Raw genomic sequence first — 22,777 nt, forward strand, 5'->3', positions numbered from 1 at the left:
AGCTCGCGCAAAGCCGGTGCTAGCCCCAGGACAGCGCCGAGAGATCGTTCACAAACACCGGCATGTCCTTCCAGAGTCCGCGCAGCTTCTTGCTCGCCACGGTCACCCATTGCGGGGTGTAGAGAAAGCCATGCACCGAGTCGTGGGCCAGCAGGCGCTGGGCATCGCCAAGCAGGCGTGCGCGGTCGGCAGGGCGCGGTGTGTGCTTGATCTTGTCGAAAAGTTCGTTGAATTCCTGGGACTGGTAGCCCCAGTAGTAGTCAGGCTTGGCGAAGTTACCCAGATCAAACGGCTCGACATGCGAAATGATGGTCAGGTCGTAGTTCTTGTTGGTGTAGGTGCCCGATAGCCATTGCGCCCACTCCACGTTCTGCAGCTTGAGCTGGATGCCGATTTTGGCCAGCTGGGCTGCAATCAGCTCGCCGCCCTGGCGCGCATAGGGAGCGGGCGGCAGCGTCATGGTCAGCGTCAGCGGGGTCTTGATGCCGGTTTCGGCCATCAGTGCCTTGGCTTTTTCCAGGTCGAAAGGGTTCACGCCCGTGGTGTCCACATAGCCAAAGGCCGTGGGCACATAGTAGCTGCCGATGGGCACGCCATAGCCATCGGCGGCACCGGCAATCATGGCCTTGCGATCGATGGCGGCGGCAATGGCACGGCGCACGCGAATATCGTTGAGCGGCTTTCGCGCATTGTTGATGGCCAGAATGGTCTTGGCGCGCGAGTTGCTCACCACCACCTGAAAGCGGACATTGGCTTTGAACTGAGGCACGCTGCGCGGAGAGACGCGCGGGAAGGCTTCGACATCGCCGGCCAGCAGGGCTGCAACCTGTGCTGCGGGGTCGGGAATGAAGCGGAACACGGCGCGCTTGATGCGAATGCTCTGTGCCGAGCGATAGTCGGGCCAGGCGGTCAGCGTGACCGAGGCACCCCTGGCCCAGGCCGCCAGCTTGTAGGGGCCGGTGCCCACGGGCTTGCTGGCGTTGGTGGTGGCGCTCTTGGGCTCGACGATGATGGAAGTGGCCTGACCCATCATGAACAGAAAGTCGGGATCGATCTCCTGGTTGCTCAGCACCACCGTATGCTCGTCGGCGACCTTGGTGCTCAGATTGGCAAAGGTGCGCTTGTCCTTGTTGGTGCTTTTGTCGGCGGCCGCGCGGTCGAACGAGAACTTGACGGCAGCAGCGTTGAAGGGCTCGCCGTTCTGGAACTTCACATCCTTGCGCAGGCGAAAGGTATAGGTCTTGAGGTCGGACGAGACTTCCCAGCTTTCGGCCAGCAGAGGCGAGACGCTGCCGTCGGAGTTGATCTTGGTCAGTGTCTCAAACACGTTGTAGAGCACGACTTCGGCAATCGAGGAGGCTGCCCCGGCCGTGGGGTCCAGTCCTGGCGGCTCCAGCGTCATGGCCAGCGTGACGCTGTCTTTCTTGGCCTGGGCCATGGCAGGCCAGGCGGCGAACAAGGGCAAGCTGGCAGCCGAGCTGGCCAGCAAGGAGCGGCGATTGAGCATCAACAAAGTCTCCGATGGGGGGTTGGCCGCATGGGGCCATCAAAAGCGCTGCAAGTCATCGCGGGGAGCGGACTTGTTTCATATGCGTTTTTACACCAGTCGGAGCAGTCTTTGCTGTGGTCGCAGGCATATCGCTGCTGCGAGTGTGAACAACTGTTTGCCGGCCCGGTTCAGATGGCTCGCGGTGCGGCCTTGACCAAGGCCTGGGTATAGGGGTGCTCTGGGGCGGAGAACAGCTTGCGCGGCGTGCCGCGCTCCACCACCAGGCCTTGATGGAGCACGATGACCTGATCGCAGACATGCTGGACCACGGCCAGGTCATGACTGATGAACAGATAGGACAGGCCCAGCTCGCGCTGCAGGTCCTGCATGAGATTGAGCACCTGGGCCTGCACCGAGACATCGAGCGCACTGACCGGCTCGTCGGCCACGATCAGGCGGGGGCGGGTAATCAGAGCGCGGGCAATGGCAATGCGCTGGCGTTGGCCGCCGGAGAACTCGTGCGGATATTTGTCGGCGTCCTGCGCGCGCAGACCGACCTGGTCAAGCACGCTCAGCACCTGCTGGCGCCTGGCAGGGCGACTGAGCTTTTCATGAGTCGTTCCCAAAGGCTCGCTGACGATGGCTTCCACTGTCATGCGCGGGTCCAGCGATCCATAGGGGTCCTGAAACACCATCTGGAAGTCGCGCCGCGCCACGCGCAGCTCCTGTTCGCCCAGCTGATGCAGATTGCGGCCCAGCAGCTCCACCGTGCCCTCGCTGGGGCGATCCAGTGCCATGACCAGGCGCGCCAGCGTGGACTTGCCGGAACCCGATTCGCCGACCACGCCCAGGCTCTGTCCCGCTTGCAATTCAAAGCTCACGCCGCGCAGTGCCTGCAGCGGCTCGGGCTTGTGCCACAGCGATGTTCGGGGGCGCGAATATGCGCGTTTCAGGCCGCTAACCTTCAGCAAGATTGCGCCGCTGTTTCCCGTTTCAGAAGATTCGGCCGGCTTGATCATGTACTCGCTCCTGCCGTCAGCACCTGTTCATACAGGCAGCGTGCCACATGGGGTTGGCGCCAGGAAGCAAGAGAGGCCGGTGCCGCCATGCTGGGCTGATGCAGCGTGCGAGGCTGGGGGCGCTCCACATAGCAGTCGTCCTGAGTATGGGCGCAGCGGCCCGCAAACGGGCAGCCTGCGGGCAGGTCCACGAGCTCTGGCACGGCTCCGGCAATGGTGGGCAGATGGGCTGTACCTTCTGTGGCGTGGAGTTGCGGGCGTGCAGCAAACAGGCCGCGCGTATAAGGGTGGGCGCGCCTGGCGAACACCGCTTCCGTCATGCCGGATTCGACCACGGTGCCGCCATACATGACCAGCAACTGCTCCGCATTCTGGGCAATCACGCCCAGATCATGGCTGATGAGTACCAGCGCCATGGAATGCTCGGCCACCAGCTCCTGCAGCAGATCCAGAATGCGCTGCTGAACCGTCACATCCAGGGCGGTGGTGGGCTCGTCGGCCACCAGCAGATCGGGACCGCAGGCCAGAGCCATGGCAATCATGATGCGCTGGCGCTGGCCGCCGGAGAACTGGTGCGGATAGTCGTCCAGCCGCTGTGCGGCCTGTGCAATGCCCACCCTCTCCAGCAGCTCGGTGGCGCGGGCGCGGGCCTGGGCGCGGCTCATTCCCAGATGAAGCCGCAGTGGCTCTGCCACCTGGCGGCCGATGCTGTGCACGGGGTTGAGGGCACTCATGGGTTCCTGAAACACCATGGCCATGCGGTTGCCGCGCAGGGCGCAGAGCTGGCGCTCGCTCAGGCCCAGCAGCTCCTGGCCGTCCAGCTGGATGCTGCCGTCCACTTGTGCGTGCTCGGGCAGCAGACCCAGCAACGCCAGTGCCGTCAGTGATTTGCCGCAGCCCGATTCGCCGATCAGGCCCAGCGTGGCACCACGCTCCAGCGTGAAGCTCACATCTCGCACGGCCTGGGCCCGGCCGCGATGGGTCTGCAGATTGATGGTGAGGTTGGAGACTTCAAGCAAAGCCATGGTCGGTATCCCTACGCATTAGCGCTCGCGTGTCAGTCGGGGGTCCAGCAGGTCGCGCAGGCCGTCGCCCAGCAGGTTCAGACCCAGCACCGACAAGGCGATTGCCAGGCCGGGCCAGACGGCCAGCAGCGGCGCCTGGAACATCAGGGTCTGGGCTTCGCTGAGCATGCGTCCCCAGGATGGCTGGGGTGGCTGCGTGCCCAGGCCCAGATAGGAGAGGGCGGCCTCGGCCAGAATGGCCAGCGCAAACTGAATGGTGGCCTGTACGACCAGTACCGAGGCAATATTGGGCAGCACATGGCGCACGGTGATGGCCGTGCGGCTTTGCCCGCAGGCCCGTGCCGCCATCACATAGTCGCGCGACCAGATGGCATTGGCCGAGGCGCGGGTGATGCGCGCAAAGGTGGGGATGTTGAAGATGCCGATGGCAATGATGGCATTGACCATGCCCGGCCCGTAGACGGCCGTGAGCATGATGGCCGAGAGCAGGGCCGGGAAGGCAAAGGTGAAATCCGCCAGCCGCATGATGACTTCTTCGACCCAGCCGCGGCGGGCGGCGGCGACCAGACCCAGCAGCACGCCCAGCGCCAGTCCTATGCCCACGGCAATCAGGCCCACGGCAATCGAGGCGCGCGCGCCGACCAGAATCTGCGAGGCCAGGTCGCGCCCGAAGGCGTCGGTGCCAAGCCAGTGCCGGCTGCTGCTGGACTGGAGGACAGCGTCCATGTCCATCTCGTAGGCCGAGCCCGGCGTCCAGACAAAAGACAGCAGTGCGGCGGCAATCAGCGAGGCCGTGAGCAAGGCGCCGAGCACGAAGCTGTGGTGCTGCCTGGCGCGCTGGCCAAGGCCGAGCGGCCTTGTGCGGGAGAAGGCGCGTGTCGGGTAGTCGGGAACGCGGGCGCGGGTATCGGTCTGCCTGCTCATATATCGCCGGCCTTGATGCGGGGGTCGATGGCGGCATAAAGCACGTCGACAACAAAATTCACCACCACCACCATGGCCGCCAGCAGCAGCACGCAGTTGCGCACCACGATCACGTCCCGGTTGGAGATGGATTGAAAGATCAGCCGGCCCAGGCCAGGCAGGTAGAACACGTTCTCCACCACGATGGTGCCGGCCAGCAGATTGGCGAACTGCAGGCCCATGACGGTGACGACGGGAATCATGGCGTTGCGCAGCACATGGCGCCAGAGCGCCGCGCCGCGTGACAGCCCCTTGGCGCGGGCAGTGCGCACAAAGTCCTCGCGCAGCACCTCCAGCACCGCTGAGCGCGTGATGCGCGCCAGAATGGCGGCCTGCACCACGGCCAGCGCAACGGCAGGCAGCAGCAATGCCTGCAGCGCAGGCCAGAAGCCGCCGCTGGCCTCCTCGCTCCAGCCCGGAAAGCCGCCGGCCGAGAACCATTGCAGCTTCACCGAGAACAGCAGAATCAAAAGAATCGCAAACCAGAAGTTGGGGATGGCAATGCCGATCTGGGCCAGGCCCATGAGGCCCACATCGCCCCAGCGCTTGTGGTTGGCGGCCGCAAACACTCCCGCAGCAATGGCCAGCACGGCGGTGATGAACATGGCCATGATGGCCAGCGGCACGGTAACGGCAAGGCGTTCCCAGACCAGTTCGGTCACGGCGGAGCCATAGGCATAGCTGTTGCCCATATCGCCCTGCAGCAGGCCGCTGATCCACTGCCAGTAGCGTGTCAGCGCGGGCTGATCCAGGCCCAGTTGCTGCGTCATGGCGGCCACGGCCTCGGGCTCGGCATCGGGGCCCATGAGCATCTGGGCGGCATTGCCGGGAAGGACTTCCAGCACGGCAAAAACCACGATGGAAGCACCGATCAATGTGGCGATCAGCGTGAGCAGGCGTTTGAGCAAGAAGATGCTCATGGCGTGGGGCGTTGTTTCATCGTGAAGTGGGCGCAGGCGGCGTGTGCGTGCTGCGCAGCATAGCGGCCATTGTGCCGCTTCCTGGAGGTGCAGGCTTTGTCCCGGGTGCTGCCATGTCTTGGGGAGCTTGGGATAATGTGGGCCGATACCGAGAACTGCACAGGAGCTGGCACATGGCATTGATGATTACCGATGAATGCATCAACTGTGATGTGTGCGAGCCCGAGTGCCCTAACGATGCCATCTACATGGGCGAGGAGTTCTACGAAATCGACCCGCACAAGTGCACCGAGTGCGTGGGCCATTTTGACGAGCCCCAGTGCGTGCAGATCTGCCCTGTGGCCTGCATACCGGTGAATCCGGAGTACATCGAAAGCCGTGAGGTGCTGTTCAAGAAATATGAGCTGCTTACGCAGGCCAAGAAAGAAGGTTAAGGCTTTTTGAGTCTGAATTCTTTGTATATCAAGCGCAAATAGCTCCTGATTCAGGAGCTGTTTTTCATTCTGCCTCAGGCTCAGGCCTCGCCGGCTGCGGGCTGGGTGGCATCGGGCGCCGGCTTGCGGGCAGGCTTGGGGCGGGGGGGCTTGGTGGTGTGGATGGCGAGAGTGGCCTTGTCCATCTGGCCTGCCACCATCTCGGGCCATGCCTTGAGCGAATGTGCGATGGCGTCTTCGATCAGCTTGAGCTGGTCGGGGGCCGGCTTTTTGAGCACCCAGCTGGCGACCTCGCCCTTGTGGCCGGGGTGGCCGATGCCTACGCGCAGACGCCAGTAATTGGGCGAACCCAGCTGGGCATGGATATCGCGCAAGCCATTGTGGCCGCCATGGCTGCCGCCGAGCTTGAGCTTGACCACGCCGGGATCGAAGTCCAGCTCGTCATGCACGACCAGGATTTCCTCGGGCTGAATCTTGAAGAAGCGGGCCAGTGTGCCGACCGACTTGCCCGAGAGATTCATGAAGGTCTGCGGCTCCAGCAGCCAGACATTCTGGCCGTGGATGCTGGTGCGGGCCATCAGTCCCCAGTAGCTGCGTTCTGGAACCAGACTGACCTTGAGTTCGCGCGCCAGCGCATCAATCCACCAGAAGCCGGCATTGTGCCGGGTGTCTTCATATTCAGGGCCGGGATTGCCGAGGCCGACAAACAGTTTGATCATTGCTGGATTATCTTCTTGCTGGCAAAGCTGGGCTGGCACGCTGGTTCTGCGTGGCCCAAAGAAAAAGCCCACCGAGGTGGGCTTTTTCTTGGAGTACAGCGGCAGGCGCTGTACCGAAGACACAAGAATTACTTCTTGCCCTTCTTGGCGGGGGCAGCTGCGGGAGCAGGTGCGGCGCCTTCGGCAGGAGCCACTTCGGGCAGCTTGATCGAGATCAGCGAAGGGTTCTTGTTGGCGCCACGCACCACAGCCTTCACGCCGTTGGGCAGCTTCAGAGCTTGCAGGCCCAGCACGGACTTGGAAGTCAGAGCGCTCAGGTCCACCTTGATGAACTCGGGCAGGTTTGCGGGTTCGCAGATCACTTGCAGTTCGTGCATCAGAGGAGTCACGGTGCAGTTCTCGCCCTTCACGGCGGGGGATTCAGCAGCGCCTTCGAAGTGCAGGGGCACGTTCATGTGCAGCTTGGTGTTACCGTCCACGCGCTGGAAGTCGATGTGTTGCACCAGCTTCTTGTAGGGGTGGAACTGCACGTCGCGCAGCACGACCTTGGTCACTTGACCGTTGATTTCCATGTCCAGGATGCTGGAGTGGAAAGCTTCCTTGTGCACAGCGTGCCACAGGGCGTTGTGATCGATTTCGATCAGTTGGGCTTCACCAGCACCGTAGACGATACCGGGGGTCTTGCCCGACAGACGCAGACGGCGGCTCGCACCCGTACCTTGCTTGGCGCGCTCAGTAGCGACGAATTGCATAACTAACTCCTAGATGGGCGGACCGCGACCAGTCTCGCCCGATTGATAAAAGAATCTGCACCTTGCAGCAAGGCCGTGGATTCTTGCGGTGGCCTCGAAACAGTCAAACCTCCCGAAGGAGGTTTGCTTGGGCTCGAAGCCGAAAAACCAGAGATTTTAAGCGGTAAACAGACTGCTCACCGAATCACCTGTGGAAATGCGGTGAATTGTCTCGGCAAACAGGCCGGCCACGGACAGCTGGCGAATCTTGCCGCACTGCTGGGCTGCGGGGCTCAGAGGAATGGTGTTGGTCACAACCACTTCGTCCAGAGCGCTGCCGTTGCCGATGCGTTCCAGGGCAGGGCCCGAGAAGATGGGGTGCGAGCAGTAGGCGTACACGTTCTTGGCGCCGCGCTGCTTGAGCACTTCGGCTGCCTTCACCAGCGTGCCGGCGGTGTCGATCATGTCGTCCATGATCACGCAGTTGCGGCCGTCGATATCGCCGATCACGTGCATGACTTCGGACACGTTCGCCTTGGGGCGACGCTTGTCGATGATGGCCAGATCGCAACCCAGTTCCTTGGCCAGGGCGCGAGCACGCACCACACCGCCAACGTCGGGGGAGACGACGATCAGGTCTTCGTAGTTCTTCTGACGCAGGTCACCCAGCAACACGGGGGTGGCGTAGATGTTGTCCACGGGAATGTCGAAGAAGCCCTGGATCTGGTCGGCGTGCAGATCCATCGTCAGGACGCGCTCGACGCCAACTGCCTGCAGCATGTTGGCCACCACCTTGGCGGTGATGGGCACGCGGCTGGAGCGGGGGCGGCGATCCTGACGGGCGTAGCCGAAATAGGGGATCACGGCGCAGATGCGCTCGGCCGATGCACGCTTGAGGGCATCGACCATGACCAGCAACTCCATCAGGTTGTCGTTGGTCGGAGCGCAGGTGGACTGAACCACAAACACGTCGCGGGCGCGAACGTTCTGCTTGATCTCGACCGCGACTTCTCCATCGGAGAAACGGCCAACGTCAGCAGCACCAAGAGAGGTGCCGAGGTGCTTAACAATCTCTTCGGCCATGCCAGCATTGGCATTGCCTGTGAAGACCATGAAATCAGAGTGATGTGAATGCATTGTGCGTCCCAGTGCTGTGGGTTGCTATGACGCAAGAAGATGTTTGGCAGGGGAAGAAGGATTCGAACCTTCGCATGCCGGAATCAAAATCCGGTGCCTTAACCAACTTGGCGACTCCCCTACACAGGCCTTTTGTCGAAGACAAACAGCCTTATAACTTGTTCTCTGGAATCCAGCTATTAAGTGGGTGTTTTTCCAGATTTCTGCAAACTTTGATCTGCCATGTGCTAGGTGCGCAGCTCAGATCAATGCTTTGCGTTATCGGTGCAAATACCGCACTTCCAGAGCCCGTCATTGTAGCATGCAATTTGAGTGATTCGAGCCAGCTTCTGACTTTCATCACCTCGGGCTGCAAGCCTTCAGCGACCGGCTGCAGGTCGTTTCGGCCAAAGCCGAAGTGATTCGCAGCGAAGTCCGCAACTATAGCAGGCTTTGTATCGCGTTTCAGGAGCTCGCTGGAAAAAATCTTGCCAGTTTCCAGGCCCTGTTCGGGCTTGACCACCAGGAACTGTTGCTGCGGCAAGGCATTGCGGCCTGTCAGTGGGGTGATGATTTCGCCGATGCCGCTGACCCAGGCCGAGTGACCGCAGAGGAAAAAGGGGACATCGGCGCCGAGCTTCAAGCCTATGTTTTGCAGTTCCTGGCGCGAGAGCTTCAGATTCCAGAGGCGGTTCAATGCCATCAGCGTGCTGGCCGCATCGGATGAGCCGCCCCCCATGCCGGCCTGGGCGGGCAGGTGCTTTTCAATCCCTATGCGCACGCCTTGCGTGCAGCCTGTGGCTTGCTGCAGGGCACGAGCCGCGCGTGTGATCAGATCATCGGCAGGCAGGGCCACGCCGTTGAGGTCTTCACGGCTGATCTGGCTGCTGACCGTACGCTCGAAATGCAGCACATCATGCCAGTCGATGAGCATGAAGACGGATTCCAGCAGGTGATAGCCGTCAGGCCTGCGGCCGGTAATATGCAAAAAAAGGTTGAGCTTGGCCGGGGCCGGCACGTCATAGAGCGAGTGCATGGCGTGTATGTGTCAGTAAGAGAAAAACGGTGCAACGATAGCACCGGGTTGCCGGCCAGTCAGCGAGCGTCCTGATCGAGAACGATGCGCAAGGAAGCCTCGGGTGGGGGGCTTATGCGGTCGGCACGCAGGCGGCCATCGTTGATGCGCGAAAGATCTGTCTGCCAGCCGGTCACAGCCGTGTTCTTGCCTTGCAGCCAGTCGAACAGCGCGGTGACGGGAATCTCGCTGCCTGTCATGCGGGTGATGAGTTCAGGCAGGGAGTCTGACTGGGTGATCTGATCGCCCTGCTGCAAGGTGGCTCCGGCACGCGTCCATTGCAGGCGGGCCATGATGGAGCCCAACGGGTTGAAGACCAGCAAAGTGCCGCTCTCGGGTTGGCCTTGCAGCTCAAAACCGGCGCTGAAGGATTGCTGCTGGGCATCCTGGACCTGTAGCGCCATGCGGCCGGACCAGTGGTGGCTGGCCGCCACATCGGGTTGCAACTGCCGTGCAGGTTGGGCGCAGCCGCCGAGCATGGCCGCTCCCAGAGCCAGTCCGAGGGCTGGAAGAATTTTCAAGAAAGTCGGGCTGCGCTTCATGGCGTCACTTTGAGGCGTTTGAGCGTTTCCAGCAGAGTGTCATTGCTGCTGTCTGCCTTCATGCCCTGGCGCCAGATGAGCTGGGCGCGGTCTTGCTTGCCTTGGGCCCAGAGAACTTCCCCCAGGTGGGCTGCAATTTCCGCATCCTGACGCGTGGCATAGGCCTGCTCCAGCAGTTTTTCGGCTTCGTCCAGATTACCGCGGCGGAAATGCACCCAGGCCAGGCTGTCGGTGATGAATGGATCACCGGGCTGCATGTCCAGAGCGGTCTGGATCAAGGTCTGCGCTTCTTCCAGCTTGATGCCGCGATCAGCGTAGGAGTATCCCAGTGCGTTGTACGCATGCTTGAAATCGGGTTTGCGCTTGATGATGTCGCGCAGCAGGCGCTCCATCTCGCTGAAGTTTCCGGCTCTTTCCGCGAGCAAGGCGGTGTCGTAGGCCAGCTCCACATCATCGGGTGCCTGGCTCAGCAGCTGGGCTTGCAGCGCATAGGCTTCCTTGTTCAGGCCCGCGTCGCGCAGCAGCTGCACCTCGGCAATCTGCTTGAGGCGCTTCTGGTTGGGACCGTTTGCAGGAATGGCCTGGATCAGGGCGCGAGCTTCCTTCACCTTGCCCTGGCGAGCCAGCAGATCGGCACGCCGGGCCTGCACGCTGAGCAGGTTGGCGGCATCGGGAATGCGCTGCAGATAGATGTCGGCTTCGTCGTAGCGCTGGCGCTTCTCGGCCAGATCGGCCCTGAGCAGATAGAGCTGGGATTCGCCAGCAGCGCGACCTACACCTTCAGGCAGCTTGGGCAGCAGAGCGCTGAACTGTGTCAGGGAAACGTCGGCAGCATCCAGCTCGCCATCCTGCAATTGCAAATTGGCGAGCATGACCCAGGCTTCCGGAAATTCGGGCGCTTCGCGGGTGATGAGCTGCAACTGGGTCTTGGCATCGGCGTTGCGTTTTTGTCCCAGCAGCACGCGGGCATAGGTCAGGCGCAGTTGTGGCGAATGATTCTTTTCAAGATAGCGCTTGACCAGCGGCTCCACTTCGGCGGAACCCGATTCCAGCAGTTCCATGGCCAGCAATGCGACGGCACCTGATTCAGGACCCAGCTTGGCGCCGTTCTGCAGCGCCTGCAGGGCGGCAGGCTTCTGACCGGCGATCAGGCGCATATGGCCTATGGTGGCCCAGGCCGTGGGGCCGTTCTTCGGGTCCTTTAAATCGATTTCCAGCGCTTGCTCGACCACATCGGCGGCCAGAGGCTTGTCCGAGGCATTGTTGTAGAGCTGGGTGATGGCCAGAAAAGTGGCGCTGCGATTGGCTTGAGGGGTCAGTTCGACCTCTCGACGCAGATAGCTGGCCGAGTCTGCAATGCGGTTCATCACCACCAGAATGCGCAGCATTGCGCGGTTGGCATCGCGTGATTCGGGGTAGGCCTCCAGCCAGGCGCGGGCATTGCGCAGTGCGCGGTCGCCCGAGCGGGACTGAATGGCAAGTTCGGTGGCGCGGCGATAGAGCTTTTCGTTGTTGCTGCTGCGCGCGGCCTCCATCATCAGGGCCTGGGCGTCCGTCAGGGCGCCTTCCTGAGCGGCCATCTCTCCCACCAGGATTTCGTAGAACAGCTCGGCAGAGAGGGCTGCTTGCTCATTCTCACGCTCTGCGGCCTGTTCGAGATCGGCGCTTTGCTCGATCTTGTCCTGCCGGGATGGCGGGTCGGCGGTCTGGGCGGATGCGATTGCCGATCCCATGGCCAGAACGGCGGCCACGGCGAGTCCCTGAAAACGTAGAGGATGAACCATCGGCTCATAATAATCCAAGCTTGTTGAACACTTGGCGAAGATGAGATTGCATGCCTGAGTTGCCCGAAGTCGAGGTTACGCGCCGCTCTTTTGCTGACCGCATTGCGGGTGCGCAGATTGAGAAAGCCACCTTGGGAAAGCCCCTGCGCTGGCCTCTGGGGTTGTTGCCGCAGGCACTGGTCGGCAGAGTCGTGCTGGGCGTGCGCAGACGCGGCAAGTATCTGCTGCTGGACCTGAGCGAAGGTCTGCTGCTCATGCACCTGGGCATGTCTGGCAGTCTGCGCTTTGCGGGCCGCGACGAGGAGCCGCTGGGCACTGGCGGAGCGCATGATCACTTCGACCTGCAGACATCGCGCGGCTTGCTGCGTCTGCATGATCCGCGTCGCTTCGGAGCCGTGATCTATGTTCCGGATGAAGGCGATGCCCTGGCGCGCAAGCTGCTTGACCATCTGGGTATGGAGCCGCTGAGCGACGGATTCACGCTGGATGCCTTTCAGGCCGGGCTGGCTGCCAGTCGCTCGCCCATCAAGCAACTGCTGCTCAGCGGCAGCGTGGTCGTCGGTGTCGGCAATATCTATGCTTCCGAGGTGTTGTTTCTCTCGCGGATTCACCCGACAACACCGGCGCGCGATGTGGGGGCGCGCAAGGTCAAGGTTTTGTATGAGGCCATTCGCACCGTGCTGGCCTTGGCGGTGGAGAAAGGCGGCACGACCTTGCGCGACTTTTCCGCGGCCAACGGCATGGAAGGGCACTTTCAGCTGGAGGCCCAGGTCTATGGCCGCGATGGCCTGCCTTGCTCGCATTGCGGCGCCGCCATCCAGCTCATGCGCCAGGGGCAGCGCAGCACCTATTACTGCGCTCGTTGCCAGAAGGCTGCGAAAACTCTCTGAATTTGATAGCTAATACCGCAGTTTGAGTATGCGTTCAGGCATGTTTTGACGTCACAATTTAATTTTGATGCTTGATATGCCTCAGAACAGCGCCAATGCCCAGGCATTGGCGCTGTTCTGCGCCGTTGCGCGCAGATACTTTGCGGCTGAAGATATCAGGCCAGCCTCTGGAAGAGCCGTAGATGCTGTCAAGGGGCAATGCTATATATTGATCAGGCTGTCAGCCTTGGCTGACCCGGCGACTCAGACAAACAAGAGGGGTAGATGTGTCAGCTTCATTCAACGAGCAGTTTGGTCAGTATGGTGCATGGCGACGGGGCTTTGCCACCCAACTGCAGGAGCTGCGTGAATGGTTGATTGCCCAGGATCTGCTGGACGTCTCGGTGCAGGAGCGCTTGCAGAGACTGGAAGAGCAGATGCGCACCGACAAGGTCATGGTTGCCTTCGTGGCCGAGTTCTCGCGCGGCAAATCCGAGCTGATCAACGCTGTCTTCTTTGCCCATTACGGTCGCCGGCTGATGCCGGCCAGTGCAGGTCGCACCACCATGTGTCCGGCGGAGCTGGGCTGGGAGCCGGAGCTGCCGCCTTGTCTGCGTCTGCTGCCCATTGATACCAGAGAGTCGCCGGAGAGCCTCGGCCAGTGGCGCATGCGTCCCGACGCCTGGGTGCAGCAGCCGCTGGATATCGCCGATGCGCAGCAGATATCCGACACGCTGACCAAGGTGGCGGAGGTGCGCAAGGTCTCCATCGATCAGGCCAGGGCCTGGGGCTTTTGGCATGACGACGAGGCTGCCGACAACCCCATGGTCGATGCCGACGGCTGGGTCGAAGTGCCGATGTGGCGCCATGCCTTGATCAATATGCCCCATCCTCTGCTCAAACAGGGGCTGGTGATTCTCGACACGCCTGGTCTGAATGCCGTGGGGGCCGAGCCGGAGCTGACCGTCAATCTGATACCCCAGGCACATGCCGTGGTCTTTGTGCTGGGCGCCGATACCGGCGTGACCAAGTCCGACCTTGCCATCTGGCGCGACCATGTGCTGCCGGCAGGAGCCGGCAAGACGGGGGGCGATGACGCTTTGGCCGCATCGCGTCTGGTGGTACTCAACAAGGTGGATACGCTGTGGGACAGCCTGAGTTCTGGCGCGCAGGTGCAGGCCCAGTTGCGCCGTCAGCAGCAGGACTCGGCCCAGTTGCTGGGGGTGGCGCTGGAGCGCGTGCTGCCCATCTCCGCCCAGAAGGGGCTGGTCGCCAAGGTGGGGCGCAACGACAGCCTGCTTCAGGCCAGCGGCCTGCCCGCTTTTGAAGACCTTCTGGCCAATGGCATCATGGGGCAGCGCCAGAAAGTGCTGCAGGCCGCTGTGCGCACCAATGTGCAACAACTGCAGTCGCAGGTGGAGCGCGTCATCAATATGCGTCGCGGCGATCTCGACGACCAACTGGCCGAGCTCTGCGGCCTGCGCGGAAAGAATGCGACGGTGATTGCCGGCATGCGTGCCCGCATCGAGGCCGAGCACAAGGAGTTCGACCAGAGTGCCAGCCGCATCCAGGCCATGCGCAACATCCATATGCGCATGCTCAAGGAGCTTTTCCTGTTGCTGAGCTCGAGCACTTTGAAGGCCGAATTGGCCGAGCTGAAAGAAGCGCTGGATCAGCGTGGGCTCAAACTTGGCCTGCGCAAGGTCTATGAGCAGACTTTCGAGCGCCTGCATGTCGTGGCTGCCACGGTGCAGGTCCAGGCCGATGAAATCCAGACCATGATGAGCGCCTCGTTCAAGGAGCTCAATGCGGAGTTTGGCTTCTCCCTGCAGACACCGCCGCAGCTGGTGCTGTCCGAGCTCAAGGACGACTTGCGCAGCATCGAGGGCAGTTACACCCAGTATCTGGGGCTAAGCCGTGCCATCAGGCTCGGCAGTGCCGACTTTTCGCAACGCCTGATCAAAGCTCTGGCGCTGCGTCTGCGCACGGTGTTTGAAGCGGCATCGAACGACGTGGATATGTGGAGCAAATCGCTGACTGCGCCAGTCGATGCACAATTGCGCGAACGTAAACGCAGTTATACGCGCCGCCTGGAGGCCGTGGACCGGATCAGCGGTGCAGCCACTGAGCTGGAGGAGCGCATTGCAGACATGGAAAATGCGCAAACCCGCCTGGGAATGCTGCAGACGCAGCTGATCAGTGCATCGGCGCAACTGCTGGATCCGATTGCGGCCGAGCGGCCGCAGGCCGCGTCCATGCCGCTGGACATCAACCTGGTAGCTTGAAATCTTGACTCTCCCTTCGATTGCCGCAGCCGTAGTGCAGTGGCAGGCCAGTCATGGCCGCAATCATCTGCCCTGGCAGCAAACCCGTGACCCTTACCGAGTCTGGCTGTCTGAAATCATGCTGCAGCAGACCCAGGTCAGTACCGTGCTGGGCTATTACCAGCGCTTCCTGGACGCTTTTCCGGATGTGGCCAGCCTGGCGGCTGCACCGCAGGATGCCGTGCTGGCGCTGTGGAGCGGCCTGGGCTACTACAGCCGCGCGCGCAATCTGCATAAATGCGCGCAGACCGTGATGGAGCAATGGGGTGGGGCCTTTCCGCAAACGGCCGAAGAATTGGCGACCTTGCCAGGCATTGGCCGTTCCACGGCCGGTGCCATTTCATCGTTCTGCTTTTCCGAGCGGGTGCCGATTCTGGATGCCAATGTGCGACGTGTTCTCACAAGGGTGCTGGCGTTCGATGCGGATCTGGCTCAGTCCAGAAATGAAAAGCAGCTGTGGGAACACGCCCAGCAACTGTGTCCCACCGAGAATCTGCACGAAGCCATGCCGCGCTACACCCAGGGCATGATGGATCTGGGCGCCAGCGTCTGCACATCGCGCAAGCCCACCTGCCTGGTGTGCCCTCTGCACTCCGAATGCCGGGCGGCCCGCGCCGGCAACCCGGAGAACTATCCCGTGCGCACGCGCAAGATCAAGCGCAGCTCCGAGTCCTGGTGGCTGCTGCTGGCGGTGGATGCACAGCGTCGCGTCTGGCTGCAAAAGCGCCCGCAAGCCGGTATCTGGGCCGGGCTTTACAGCCCACCGGTCTTTGAAGACTATGCGGCACTGCAAAGCCATGCGCAGGCCGCATGGCCTCAGGACGGGTCCCGGGGCTGGCAGGATCTTCCAGGCTTTCTGCATGTGCTGACCCACAAGGATCTGCACCTGCATCCGGTTCTGGTGCCTGTCGATCAGGCACATGCCGCCCAGGTCTTAGAGGCCGATGAATCGTGCTGGGCGGATGCAGCGGCCTGGGCCGAGCTGGGTCTGCCGGCTCCGATCCGCAAGCTGCTCGATGCCGAGCTGGCCTGAGAGCCTGCCGCATGAATGAAAAAAGGTGACGGCTGGCGTCACCTTTTTTTCATGGCTGCAGATTTCAGAAGCGCAATCTGGGCATCAGCATGGAGCAGCGCAGCCCCATCAAGGCCAGCCACAGGGCCCTGGCCTGCGGGTTGCTGCGCTGCGCCTGCAATTGCCGGCCGGCGGCCACCACCTGCTGGCGCAGGACTTGCTGCGCCCTGCGGTCGCCTTGGCTCTGTGCGCTCAGCCAGAGTTGCTGGTATTGCTGCACGCTGAGCTGGCAAGGCTCGCCGAGCAGATGGCGCGACGAAACGTTCAGCAAGGCCTGGGCCTGCGGGGTGTGTCGTGACTGGCTCATGCGGCCTCCTCCTGTTTCGAAGACTTGTTCGGCACTTCGCTCTCGCTGCGTCCAAAGGCGTACCAGTCCACATGGCGGGTGCAGATCATGACCAGGGCCAGCACGCCGAACAGGGCGATGGAGCCGACAACCAGAGCGGTCTGCTCCAGCTGCAGCAGCACATACAGCAGTCCGTACAGGGCCGAGATGGCCATCGCGAACGGCAGGCCGCGTCTGATGCTGCCCAGAATGTGGCTGGCATAAAAGGCCAGCAGAGCCACGCAGGAACTGGCTGCTATCGCATAGGCCGTGGCAAAGCCCAGATGCTCGGACAGGCCGATCAGCAACAGGAAGAAGCTGCACAAGGCCGAGCCGACCAGCAGGTACTGCACGGGGTGAACGCGCAGCTTTTTCATGACTTCGAACAGGCCGACCGCGACAAAGGTCAGGATCACAAAAAGAATGCCGTACTTGGTGGCGCGCTCGTTCAGCGAGTAGACGTTGACGGGGTTGACGAACTCCGTGTCCATGGTTTCGAGGCAGGGACCGCTGTCGTCATGGCCGCGGGCTGCGGAGGCGGCATAGGTTTCCGAGCTGCCCCAGTAGCCGGGGCTGCAAAGACGTTGCTGGCGGGTGAAGGCCGTGCTGGCAGAGGTAGCCAGCGAGGACAGCTCCCAACTGGCGGTGAAGCCGCTGTCCGTCACTTCGCGTCGGCTGGGTAGAAAGCTGCCGCCAAACGAGGGATGAGGCCAGTCGGCAGTCAGCGTGACCTTGCTTTCCGTGGCGATGGGGCTGAAGGCGAGCTGTTCCGTGCCCAGCAGCTGCAGCTTGAGGTCCAGGTTCAGGGTTTCGCCTTTTTTCAGCAGGCGGGCGTCAATCTCCGCCTGAATGCCTTTGCCGTAGCGCTCCAGCGGAGTGCCGGACTCGACAGCCAGATCCTGGCCGTTGGCCTGCAGCGTCGCACTGCGGATGCCGCGTGGGTCGCTGAGCGCGAATGCCGCAAAGACCTTCTTGCAGCGCACCACGGCGTTGGGCTCGCTGGGCTTGGGCAGCTCCGCATACTGCGCGGCATTGGCAAAACCGGCTGATATCTGGTCGTGCAGCACATAGGTGTTGATGTGATGCAGGCCGCGTGAGCGCTCTTCCATTTTGGCGTTGGCATCGTGGTTAAGCGTGTCGGGCAGCAGCATGCGCTGGAATTCCCGTGTGCTGTATTCCACTTTTTTGCCGTTGGTCGTGCTGGTGGTTTCCGTGCAGTTCTGCACCAGGGCAGGACCCATCAGCGTCTGCGTGCCGGCCAGGCTGGAGACCACGCTTTGCACGGCGTAGTCGCGGTTGCGGATGCGGTCTTTCACCACATCCTGAATCATGGAAAGGCCGGCCATGAGCAAGGCCAGAACGATCAGCAGTGAGACTGTCTTGAACAGCAGTCGGTTTTTCATGCGTGCTCCTGAATGAGGGATTTCAGGACGCAGTGTCGGCAGCGACTGTGTGGACGCAATGAAGTCTGTGAAGCGGGTGTGAAGTCCTGCCCGAAAGCCTTGGTCGCTCAGCTTTGGGGAGCGAAATCCAGTGTCACGACAAGGCCGGGGTGACGATTGCGGACCTGCATGCTGCCGCCATGAAGATGCATGATGCGGGTGACGATGGACAGGCCCAGTCCGGTGCCGCTGCGCTCTCCGTTGGGTCTGGGGGTCGTGAAGAAGCGCTCGCCCAGGCGGGCCAGCAAGGGCTCGGCCACGCCCGGGCCCTGATCGCTGACGGTGATGCGGTGCGGGGCCAGCTCAAGCTCGATCACGCTGTTCTCTGCGGAGAAATCCAGGGCGTTCTGCAGCAGGTTGCTGATGGCCAGGGTGACCAGGCCGGCCTCCCAGGGGCCGCTGCTGTCCACGCCGCTCAGGCGCATGGCCATGCCGCGCTGCGCTGCATGGCTTTGCAGGGAGTCCACGGCCTGCCGGGCGCATTCCATCAGGCTGCAGCCATGGCTGGTGTCCAGCTGCTGGCGCTGCTCCAGACGGCTGAGCTGGAGCAGCTGGTCGATCAGGTTTTGCAGACGCAGGCTCTGGTCCACCACCTGTCCGGCGAACATGGCCCGGTCCTGGGGCGGCAGCTCTTCCTGCAGCAACTCGCCCGCGCCGCGTATGGCGGCTACCGGGCTTTTGAGTTCGTGGGTCAGGGCGCGTACATAGCCCTCGATATAGTCGCGCCCTTCCAGGCGCTTGCGCATATTGTCCATGGCCTGGGCCAGCTCGCCCAGCTCGCCGGGCATGTCGGGTATGGCCGCAGGGGCAGAGGCCTGTGCGGGGTGAGCAGACTCGTTGAGCGTGGGGGCCTGCACCTGCTGCGCATAGTTGCGCAGCCGGCGCACGTGAAGCACAAACCACCAGGTGACCGCACAGCCCACGGCGGCGGACAGCAGCACAAACAGCAGGCCGCCGCGCAGAATCTTCTGCTCCGCGCCGTCGACGATCTTCTGTACCGAGCTGGAGGGCTTGGAGGCGGTCAGAACCCCGGCAATCTGGCCGTCCACCATGATGGGCGCGGAGACATACATGACGCTGCTGGATTCGTCTTCCTTGACGGCTCGCGTGGTGCGTGCACCATATTCACCGCGCAGCGTCAGATAGACATCGCGCCAGCGCGAGTAGTCGGCGCCCTGGTCCTTGCCCTGAGAGTCGAACAGCACCATGCCCCGGGCGTCGGTGACGGTGATGCGCATATCCAGCGTGGTCTTGCGTGTGTCCCAGATCCAGGCCTGTATCGGCTTTTGCGTGTAGCCCTGCAACTGGGCGGCAAACGTGCTGTCCGCACCGGCTTGCAGCCGGCCTGTTTTCATGTCGGCACTGGCCAGCGTGGCCAGCGCATAGGCGGTCTCCACCAGCGTGTCCTCGGTCACCTTGCGCACGCTGGGCTTGATCTCCACCATGAAGACGCGCAGCACGAAAAAGGCGGCCAGGCCGTTGATCAGGAAGAAGGCAAAGAAGAGACGCAGGCCCAGACGCATGCCGGCTATCCGGGCTGGTTCAGGCTATAGCCCAGACCGCGGTGGGTGACGATGAGTTCCTGATCGGGCAAACGCTCGCGCAGTTTGGCGCGCAGGGTCTTGATGTGGGTGTCCACCGTGCGATCCGTGCTCTCGCTGTCCAGCCCCCAGATTTGCTCCAGCAAGGCATCGCGGCTCAGGATGCGGCCTGCCGCGTTGACCAGGCTTTGCAGCAGCTGATATTCGCGTCTTGTCAGATCCAGCGCCTTGCTGTGGACCAGTGCACGCTGCCCTTGCTCATCTATTTGAAGTGTCTTCGCAAGCTGGGCGGGCGCTGCAGGCTGAAATTGCCTGGAGCGGCGCAGCAGGGCGCGGGTGCGCGCCAGCAGCTCGCGCGGGCTGAAGGGCTTGGTCAGATAGTCGTCCGCGCCCAGCTCCAGGCCCAGAACCTTGTCCATCTCCTCGCCTCTGGCACTGAGCACCAGTACCGGAACAATGGAGCCGGCAGAGCGCAGCTCGCGGCACCAGTCCAGGCCGTTGCCGTCGGGCAGGCCTACGTCCATGAGCAGCACATCAAACGCTGTCCTGCTCCATTGCTGGCGCGCATCGGCGATCAGCAGGCTGTGGGTGACGGCAATGCCCTCGCGCTCCAGAGCGTAGCAAATCGTTCTTGCAATGGCTGGGTCGTCTTCGAGCAGCAGCACCTGCATGGCTGACGTCTGAGGGCTGAGCATGCGGGTCAGCTGATCGGGTGGATGGAGTCCGGAGCCAGAAACTGCTGAGAGACCTGGATGAATTTGTCGCGAAAATCCAGTGAGCGGTGGCGGCGTACGGTGGGCCACTGCTTCTCGAAGTGCCTGGCGAGAGCTTCGACGAGAAAGACCGAGCGGTGCTGCCCGCCCGTGCAGCCTATGCCCACGGTGACGTAGCTGCGGTGGTCTCTGGCCAGCAGCGGCAGCCAGCGTTCGAGGAACTGCTGTATATCCAGCTGCATCTGCTGCACCTCGGGCAAGGCGCCCAGATAGTCGGCAACCGGCTTGTCCAGGCCCGTCAAGACACGCAGTTCCTTGTCGTAGAAGGGATTGGGCAGCATGCGCACATCAAACACATAGTCAGAGTCTGTAGGCATGCTGTGCTTGAACCCAAAGGACTGGAACATCAGCGTCATCTGCCCTGTGGGGGCTTCGATGATCTGCTTGATATAGCTTTGCAGCTGTGCCGACTTGAGGTCGCCGGTGTCGATGACGATGGAGCGGTCGCGCAGCAGGCCCAGCAGCTCGCGTTCCTTTTCGATATCGAGCTCCAGCGCCTGGCGCTCGTTCGTCTGGGTGCCTGGAGACAGAGGGTGGCGCCTGCGGGTTTCCGAAAAGCGCCTGATCAGAGTGCTGCTGTCGGCATCGAGAAAAATCATGCGTGGCATCAGCCCCTGCTTTTTGAGGCGATGCAGCTGCTCAGGCAGCTGAGGCAGGCCCTTGGCGCTGCGTGCATCCATGGCAATGGCCACTTTCTCGTCCTGATGATTGAGCTTGAGCTCCACAAAGGACTGCAGCAGTTCCGGGGGCAGGTTGTCGACGCAGTAGTAGCCAGCATCCTCCAGCGCATGCAGCGCAACGGATTTGCCCGATCCGGACATGCCGCTGATCAGAACAATCTCCATGGACATGATTTCAAACTCCTCTGACTTTGCCGCTTTTGCGTGCTGTAGTGCTGGCCTTGGCACTTCGGGCCTGGGTGCCCGATGGACGCTGGGCGCTGTTGGCGGCCTGCTTTGCAGGCAATCTTGCCATGGCCAGCATTTCTCTGGCATGGGCCATGGTTGCTTCGGACAGGTGTTCGCCGCCCAGCATGCGGGCCATTTCCATCTCGCGCTCCTCGCCAGTCAGTGGATCCACGCTGCTGATGGTGGTGTTGGACTTGGGGCGCTTGGTCACCCGGTAGTGCTGGTCTGCATAGGCAGCGACCTGGGGCAGGTGAGTGACGGCCAGCACCTGGCGTGAATCGCCGAGCGAGTGCATGAGGCGGCCCACGGTTTCGGCCACGGCTCCACCCACGCCGGAGTCCACCTCGTCAAAAATCAGGGTCCCGGCCTGGCCCAGTTCGCTGGTGGTCACGGCAATGGCCAGCGAGATGCGCGACAACTCGCCGCCCGATGCCACCTTGGCAACGGGCTTGGGCGTGGCGCCGGTATGGCCTGCAACCAGAAAAGTGATGCTGTCCGTGCCCGCAGGACTGGCGGTATCGGCATGCTCGAGCTGCACTTCGAAACGGCCGCCCTTCATGCCCAGACTTTGCATGGACTGGGTGATGGCGCGGGACAGGCGTGGTGCAGCCAGGGTTCGCTGCTGCGAGATTTTGCGCGCTTCGGCCTGATACCTGAGGTGGGCGGCTTGCTCTTTGGCGCGCAGCCCCTCCACATCGACGGCAGCATCCAGCTGGTGCAGCTCCTGTTTCCAGCCTTCGAGCAGGGCGGGCAAGTCCTCGGGTGTGCGCTTGTAGCGGCGCGCCAGTTGCATCCACAGCGACAGGCGTTCATCGAGATCGGCCAGCAGCTCGGGATCCAGATCGGCGCGGCGCAGATAGGCCTGCAGCGAGTGACGGGCATCGTGCAACTGGGCCACACAGGAGCCCAGTACGTCGGCAATGCTCTGAAACTCAGGCTCAAGATGCTCCTGATCCTGCAGCAGGTGGTGGGCCCTGCCCAATGGGGTGGCCGCTCCCGAATCGTCATCCTCCAGTAGTTGCAGGCAGGACTGGGCCGAGTCCATCAAGGTCTGCGCGTGTGACAGACGTGTGTGCTGGGCATTGAGCTCATCCCACTCTTCGGCGTGCGGCGACAGCTTGTCCAGCTCGGAAATCTGCCATTGCAGCCGTTCCCGTTCGCGTTGCAGATTGTCCTGGGCCGAGAGCGCCTGCTCCAGTGCCTGATGGTTCTGGCGCCAGTCCTGCCAAAGCGATTTGAGCTGGGCCGTTTCAATGCCGCCGTAGGTATCCAGCATGGCGCGTGCTGCGTCCGGGCGGGTCAGGCTTTGCCAGGCATGCTGGCCGTGAATGTCGATCAGCTGATCGCCCAGATGGCGCAGCTGCGTGGCCGTGGCGGGAGAGCCGTTGATCCAGGCGCGGCTGCGGCCCAGACTGTCGATGACGCGGCGCAGCAGCAAATCCTGCTCCTGCGCAAAACCCGACTCTTCCAGCCATTCATGAAGATGGGGTGGGCAATCGAACTCTGCGCAAATATCGGCCTGAGGGCAGCCTTCGCGCACCACCTGTGCATCGGCTCGCGCGCCCAGCACCAGTTGCAGGGCATCGAGCATGATGGATTTGCCGGCCCCGGTTTCGCCGGTCAGCACCGTGAAGCCGGTCTGCCAGTCCAGATCGAGTGACTGGACAATCACAAAGTCCCGCAGGACGATGCGCTTCAAGGCCATG

General features: G+C 62.3%; 21 protein-coding genes and 1 tRNA gene. 4 read left to right on the forward strand and 18 right to left on the reverse strand.

The features are described 5' to 3' along the window. Nucleotides 1-19: 19 nt before the first annotated feature. The 5 genes from CTR2_RS04175 to CTR2_RS04195 all read right to left on the reverse strand — a co-directional run bounded on the left by CTR2_RS04175 (nt 20) and on the right by CTR2_RS04195 (nt 5,416). Nucleotides 20-1,507 carry an ABC transporter substrate-binding protein gene (locus tag CTR2_RS04175; RefSeq protein WP_087084966.1) on the reverse strand — a complete coding sequence of 496 codons (1,488 nt, stop codon included), beginning with the start codon at nt 1,505-1,507 and terminating at the stop codon, nt 20-22. Between the two features lie 170 nt (nt 1,508-1,677). After that, nucleotides 1,678-2,508 (reverse strand): ATP-binding cassette domain-containing protein, encoded by an 831-nt coding sequence (locus tag CTR2_RS04180; protein WP_087084965.1) that lies wholly within the window; start codon nt 2,506-2,508, stop codon nt 1,678-1,680. After that, nucleotides 2,505-3,533: an ABC transporter ATP-binding protein gene (locus CTR2_RS04185; protein WP_087084964.1), complete on the reverse strand. Its 1,029-nt coding sequence runs from the start codon at nt 3,531-3,533 to the stop codon at nt 2,505-2,507. The genes CTR2_RS04180 and CTR2_RS04185 overlap by 4 nt, the downstream gene beginning before the upstream one ends. Nucleotides 3,534-3,551: 18 nt before the next feature. Next, a complete protein-coding gene (locus CTR2_RS04190; protein WP_087084963.1) occupies nt 3,552-4,457 on the reverse strand; it encodes an ABC transporter permease in 906 nt (301 codons plus the stop codon). Continuing rightward, entirely contained in the window at nt 4,454-5,416 is a 963-nt protein-coding gene (locus CTR2_RS04195; protein ID WP_087084962.1) for an ABC transporter permease, read from the reverse strand. The genes CTR2_RS04190 and CTR2_RS04195 overlap by 4 nt, the downstream gene beginning before the upstream one ends. A 173-nt stretch (nt 5,417-5,589) precedes the next feature. On the opposite strand from CTR2_RS04195, the gene CTR2_RS04200 reads away from it, so the two are divergent. Beyond that, entirely contained in the window at nt 5,590-5,850 is a 261-nt protein-coding gene (locus CTR2_RS04200; protein WP_087084961.1) for a YfhL family 4Fe-4S dicluster ferredoxin, read from the forward strand. 80 nt (nt 5,851-5,930) lie between these two features. Here the strand turns inward: CTR2_RS04200 and pth are convergent, their stop codons facing one another. The 7 genes from pth to CTR2_RS04235 form a co-directional block, all read right to left on the reverse strand. Further along, nucleotides 5,931-6,569 carry an aminoacyl-tRNA hydrolase gene (pth, locus tag CTR2_RS04205; protein ID WP_087084960.1) on the reverse strand — a complete coding sequence of 213 codons (639 nt, stop codon included), beginning with the start codon at nt 6,567-6,569 and terminating at the stop codon, nt 5,931-5,933. 128 nt (nt 6,570-6,697) lie between these two features. After that, complete coding sequence (locus CTR2_RS04210) at nt 6,698-7,321, reverse strand: 50S ribosomal protein L25/general stress protein Ctc (RefSeq protein ID WP_034381689.1); 624 nt, start codon at nt 7,319-7,321, stop codon at nt 6,698-6,700. Nucleotides 7,322-7,477: 156 nt separating this feature from the next. Further along, the gene (locus CTR2_RS04215; RefSeq protein WP_003066035.1) at nt 7,478-8,437 is read right to left on the reverse strand and encodes a ribose-phosphate pyrophosphokinase; all 960 of its coding nucleotides are present in this window, start codon (nt 8,435-8,437) and stop codon (nt 7,478-7,480) included. Between the two features lie 44 nt (nt 8,438-8,481). Beyond that, nucleotides 8,482-8,558: transfer RNA gene (locus CTR2_RS04220), tRNA-Gln, on the reverse strand. Between the two features lie 30 nt (nt 8,559-8,588). Continuing rightward, complete coding sequence (gene ispE / locus CTR2_RS04225; RefSeq protein WP_087084959.1) at nt 8,589-9,452, reverse strand: 4-(cytidine 5'-diphospho)-2-C-methyl-D-erythritol kinase; 864 nt, start codon at nt 9,450-9,452, stop codon at nt 8,589-8,591. Nucleotides 9,453-9,511: 59 nt separating this feature from the next. Further along, on the reverse strand, nt 9,512-10,033 hold the full coding sequence (locus CTR2_RS04230; RefSeq protein WP_087084958.1) for a lipoprotein insertase outer membrane protein LolB: 522 nt from the start codon (nt 10,031-10,033) through the stop codon (nt 9,512-9,514). Then, the gene (locus CTR2_RS04235) at nt 10,030-11,817 is read right to left on the reverse strand and encodes a tetratricopeptide repeat protein (protein ID WP_087084957.1); all 1,788 of its coding nucleotides are present in this window, start codon (nt 11,815-11,817) and stop codon (nt 10,030-10,032) included. The genes CTR2_RS04230 and CTR2_RS04235 overlap by 4 nt, the downstream gene beginning before the upstream one ends. Before the next feature lie 50 nt (nt 11,818-11,867). Between CTR2_RS04235 and mutM the strand changes: the two genes are divergently transcribed. From mutM to mutY, 3 genes are all read left to right on the forward strand, one after another. Next, nucleotides 11,868-12,707, forward strand: coding sequence for a bifunctional DNA-formamidopyrimidine glycosylase/DNA-(apurinic or apyrimidinic site) lyase (gene mutM, locus CTR2_RS04240; RefSeq protein WP_087084956.1), 840 nt, complete (start codon nt 11,868-11,870; stop codon nt 12,705-12,707). Nucleotides 12,708-12,973: 266 nt separating this feature from the next. Beyond that, nucleotides 12,974-14,971 (forward strand): dynamin family protein, encoded by a 1,998-nt coding sequence (locus CTR2_RS04245; protein WP_087084955.1) that lies wholly within the window; start codon nt 12,974-12,976, stop codon nt 14,969-14,971. A gap of 4 nt (nt 14,972-14,975) precedes the next feature. Beyond that, the gene (gene mutY, locus CTR2_RS04250; RefSeq protein ID WP_087084954.1) at nt 14,976-16,043 is read left to right on the forward strand and encodes an A/G-specific adenine glycosylase; all 1,068 of its coding nucleotides are present in this window, start codon (nt 14,976-14,978) and stop codon (nt 16,041-16,043) included. Between the two features lie 64 nt (nt 16,044-16,107). Here the strand turns inward: mutY and CTR2_RS04255 are convergent, their stop codons facing one another. The 6 genes from CTR2_RS04255 to recN all read right to left on the reverse strand — a co-directional run bounded on the left by CTR2_RS04255 (nt 16,108) and on the right by recN (nt 22,776). Beyond that, on the reverse strand, nt 16,108-16,389 hold the full coding sequence (locus tag CTR2_RS04255; protein ID WP_087084953.1) for a hypothetical protein: 282 nt from the start codon (nt 16,387-16,389) through the stop codon (nt 16,108-16,110). Next, nucleotides 16,386-17,810, reverse strand: a complete 1,425-nt coding sequence (gene creD, locus CTR2_RS04260; RefSeq protein WP_087084952.1) for a cell envelope integrity protein CreD — start codon at nt 17,808-17,810, stop codon at nt 16,386-16,388. The genes CTR2_RS04255 and creD overlap by 4 nt, the downstream gene beginning before the upstream one ends. A 107-nt stretch (nt 17,811-17,917) precedes the next feature. After that, nucleotides 17,918-19,372, reverse strand: a complete 1,455-nt coding sequence (gene creC / locus CTR2_RS04265; protein ID WP_087084951.1) for a two-component system sensor histidine kinase CreC — start codon at nt 19,370-19,372, stop codon at nt 17,918-17,920. Nucleotides 19,373-19,377: 5 nt separating this feature from the next. Continuing rightward, nucleotides 19,378-20,061 (reverse strand): winged helix-turn-helix domain-containing protein, encoded by a 684-nt coding sequence (locus tag CTR2_RS04270; RefSeq protein ID WP_087084950.1) that lies wholly within the window; start codon nt 20,059-20,061, stop codon nt 19,378-19,380. A gap of 29 nt (nt 20,062-20,090) precedes the next feature. Continuing rightward, nucleotides 20,091-21,014 carry an RNase adapter RapZ gene (gene rapZ / locus CTR2_RS04275; protein WP_087084949.1) on the reverse strand — a complete coding sequence of 308 codons (924 nt, stop codon included), beginning with the start codon at nt 21,012-21,014 and terminating at the stop codon, nt 20,091-20,093. 4 nt (nt 21,015-21,018) lie between these two features. After that, nucleotides 21,019-22,776 (reverse strand): DNA repair protein RecN, encoded by a 1,758-nt coding sequence (gene recN, locus CTR2_RS04280; RefSeq protein ID WP_087084948.1) that lies wholly within the window; start codon nt 22,774-22,776, stop codon nt 21,019-21,021. Nucleotide 22,777: the final 1 nt, after the last annotated feature.

The sequence above is a fragment of the Comamonas thiooxydans genome (genome assembly GCF_002157685.2).
Classification (GTDB): Bacteria; Pseudomonadota; Gammaproteobacteria; order Burkholderiales; family Burkholderiaceae_C; genus Comamonas; species Comamonas testosteroni_H.

Excerpts from the sequence above, each read along its gene's own strand:
- CTR2_RS04255 (WP_087084953.1), bottom strand. The coding sequence starts at position 16,389 with ATGAGCCAGTCACGACACACCCCGCAGGCCCAGGCCTTGCTGAACGTT.
- ispE (WP_087084959.1), bottom strand. The coding sequence starts at position 9,452 with ATGCACTCGCTCTATGACGTGCCGGCCCCGGCCAAGCTCAACCTTTTT.
- CTR2_RS04215 (WP_003066035.1), bottom strand. The coding sequence starts at position 8,437 with ATGCATTCACATCACTCTGATTTCATGGTCTTCACAGGCAATGCCAAT.
- CTR2_RS04185 (WP_087084964.1), bottom strand. The coding sequence starts at position 3,533 with ATGGCTTTGCTTGAAGTCTCCAACCTCACCATCAATCTGCAGACCCAT.
- CTR2_RS04210 (WP_034381689.1), bottom strand. The coding sequence starts at position 7,321 with ATGCAATTCGTCGCTACTGAGCGCGCCAAGCAAGGTACGGGTGCGAGC.
- creD (WP_087084952.1), bottom strand. The coding sequence starts at position 17,810 with ATGAAAAACCGACTGCTGTTCAAGACAGTCTCACTGCTGATCGTTCTG.
- rapZ (WP_087084949.1), bottom strand. The coding sequence starts at position 21,014 with ATGTCCATGGAGATTGTTCTGATCAGCGGCATGTCCGGATCGGGCAAA.
- pth (WP_087084960.1), bottom strand. The coding sequence starts at position 6,569 with ATGATCAAACTGTTTGTCGGCCTCGGCAATCCCGGCCCTGAATATGAA.
- CTR2_RS04175 (WP_087084966.1), bottom strand. The coding sequence starts at position 1,507 with ATGCTCAATCGCCGCTCCTTGCTGGCCAGCTCGGCTGCCAGCTTGCCC.
- CTR2_RS04195 (WP_087084962.1), bottom strand. The coding sequence starts at position 5,416 with ATGAGCATCTTCTTGCTCAAACGCCTGCTCACGCTGATCGCCACATTG.
- CTR2_RS04230 (WP_087084958.1), bottom strand. The coding sequence starts at position 10,033 with ATGAAGCGCAGCCCGACTTTCTTGAAAATTCTTCCAGCCCTCGGACTG.
- recN (WP_087084948.1), bottom strand. The coding sequence starts at position 22,776 with ATGGCCTTGAAGCGCATCGTCCTGCGGGACTTTGTGATTGTCCAGTCA.
- CTR2_RS04270 (WP_087084950.1), bottom strand. The coding sequence starts at position 20,061 with ATGCAGGTGCTGCTGCTCGAAGACGACCCAGCCATTGCAAGAACGATT.
- CTR2_RS04190 (WP_087084963.1), bottom strand. The coding sequence starts at position 4,457 with ATGAGCAGGCAGACCGATACCCGCGCCCGCGTTCCCGACTACCCGACA.
- CTR2_RS04235 (WP_087084957.1), bottom strand. The coding sequence starts at position 11,817 with ATGGTTCATCCTCTACGTTTTCAGGGACTCGCCGTGGCCGCCGTTCTG.
- CTR2_RS04200 (WP_087084961.1), top strand. The coding sequence starts at position 5,590 with ATGGCATTGATGATTACCGATGAATGCATCAACTGTGATGTGTGCGAG.
- mutM (WP_087084956.1), top strand. The coding sequence starts at position 11,868 with ATGCCTGAGTTGCCCGAAGTCGAGGTTACGCGCCGCTCTTTTGCTGAC.
- CTR2_RS04180 (WP_087084965.1), bottom strand. The coding sequence starts at position 2,508 with ATGATCAAGCCGGCCGAATCTTCTGAAACGGGAAACAGCGGCGCAATC.
- creC (WP_087084951.1), bottom strand. The coding sequence starts at position 19,372 with ATGCGTCTGGGCCTGCGTCTCTTCTTTGCCTTCTTCCTGATCAACGGC.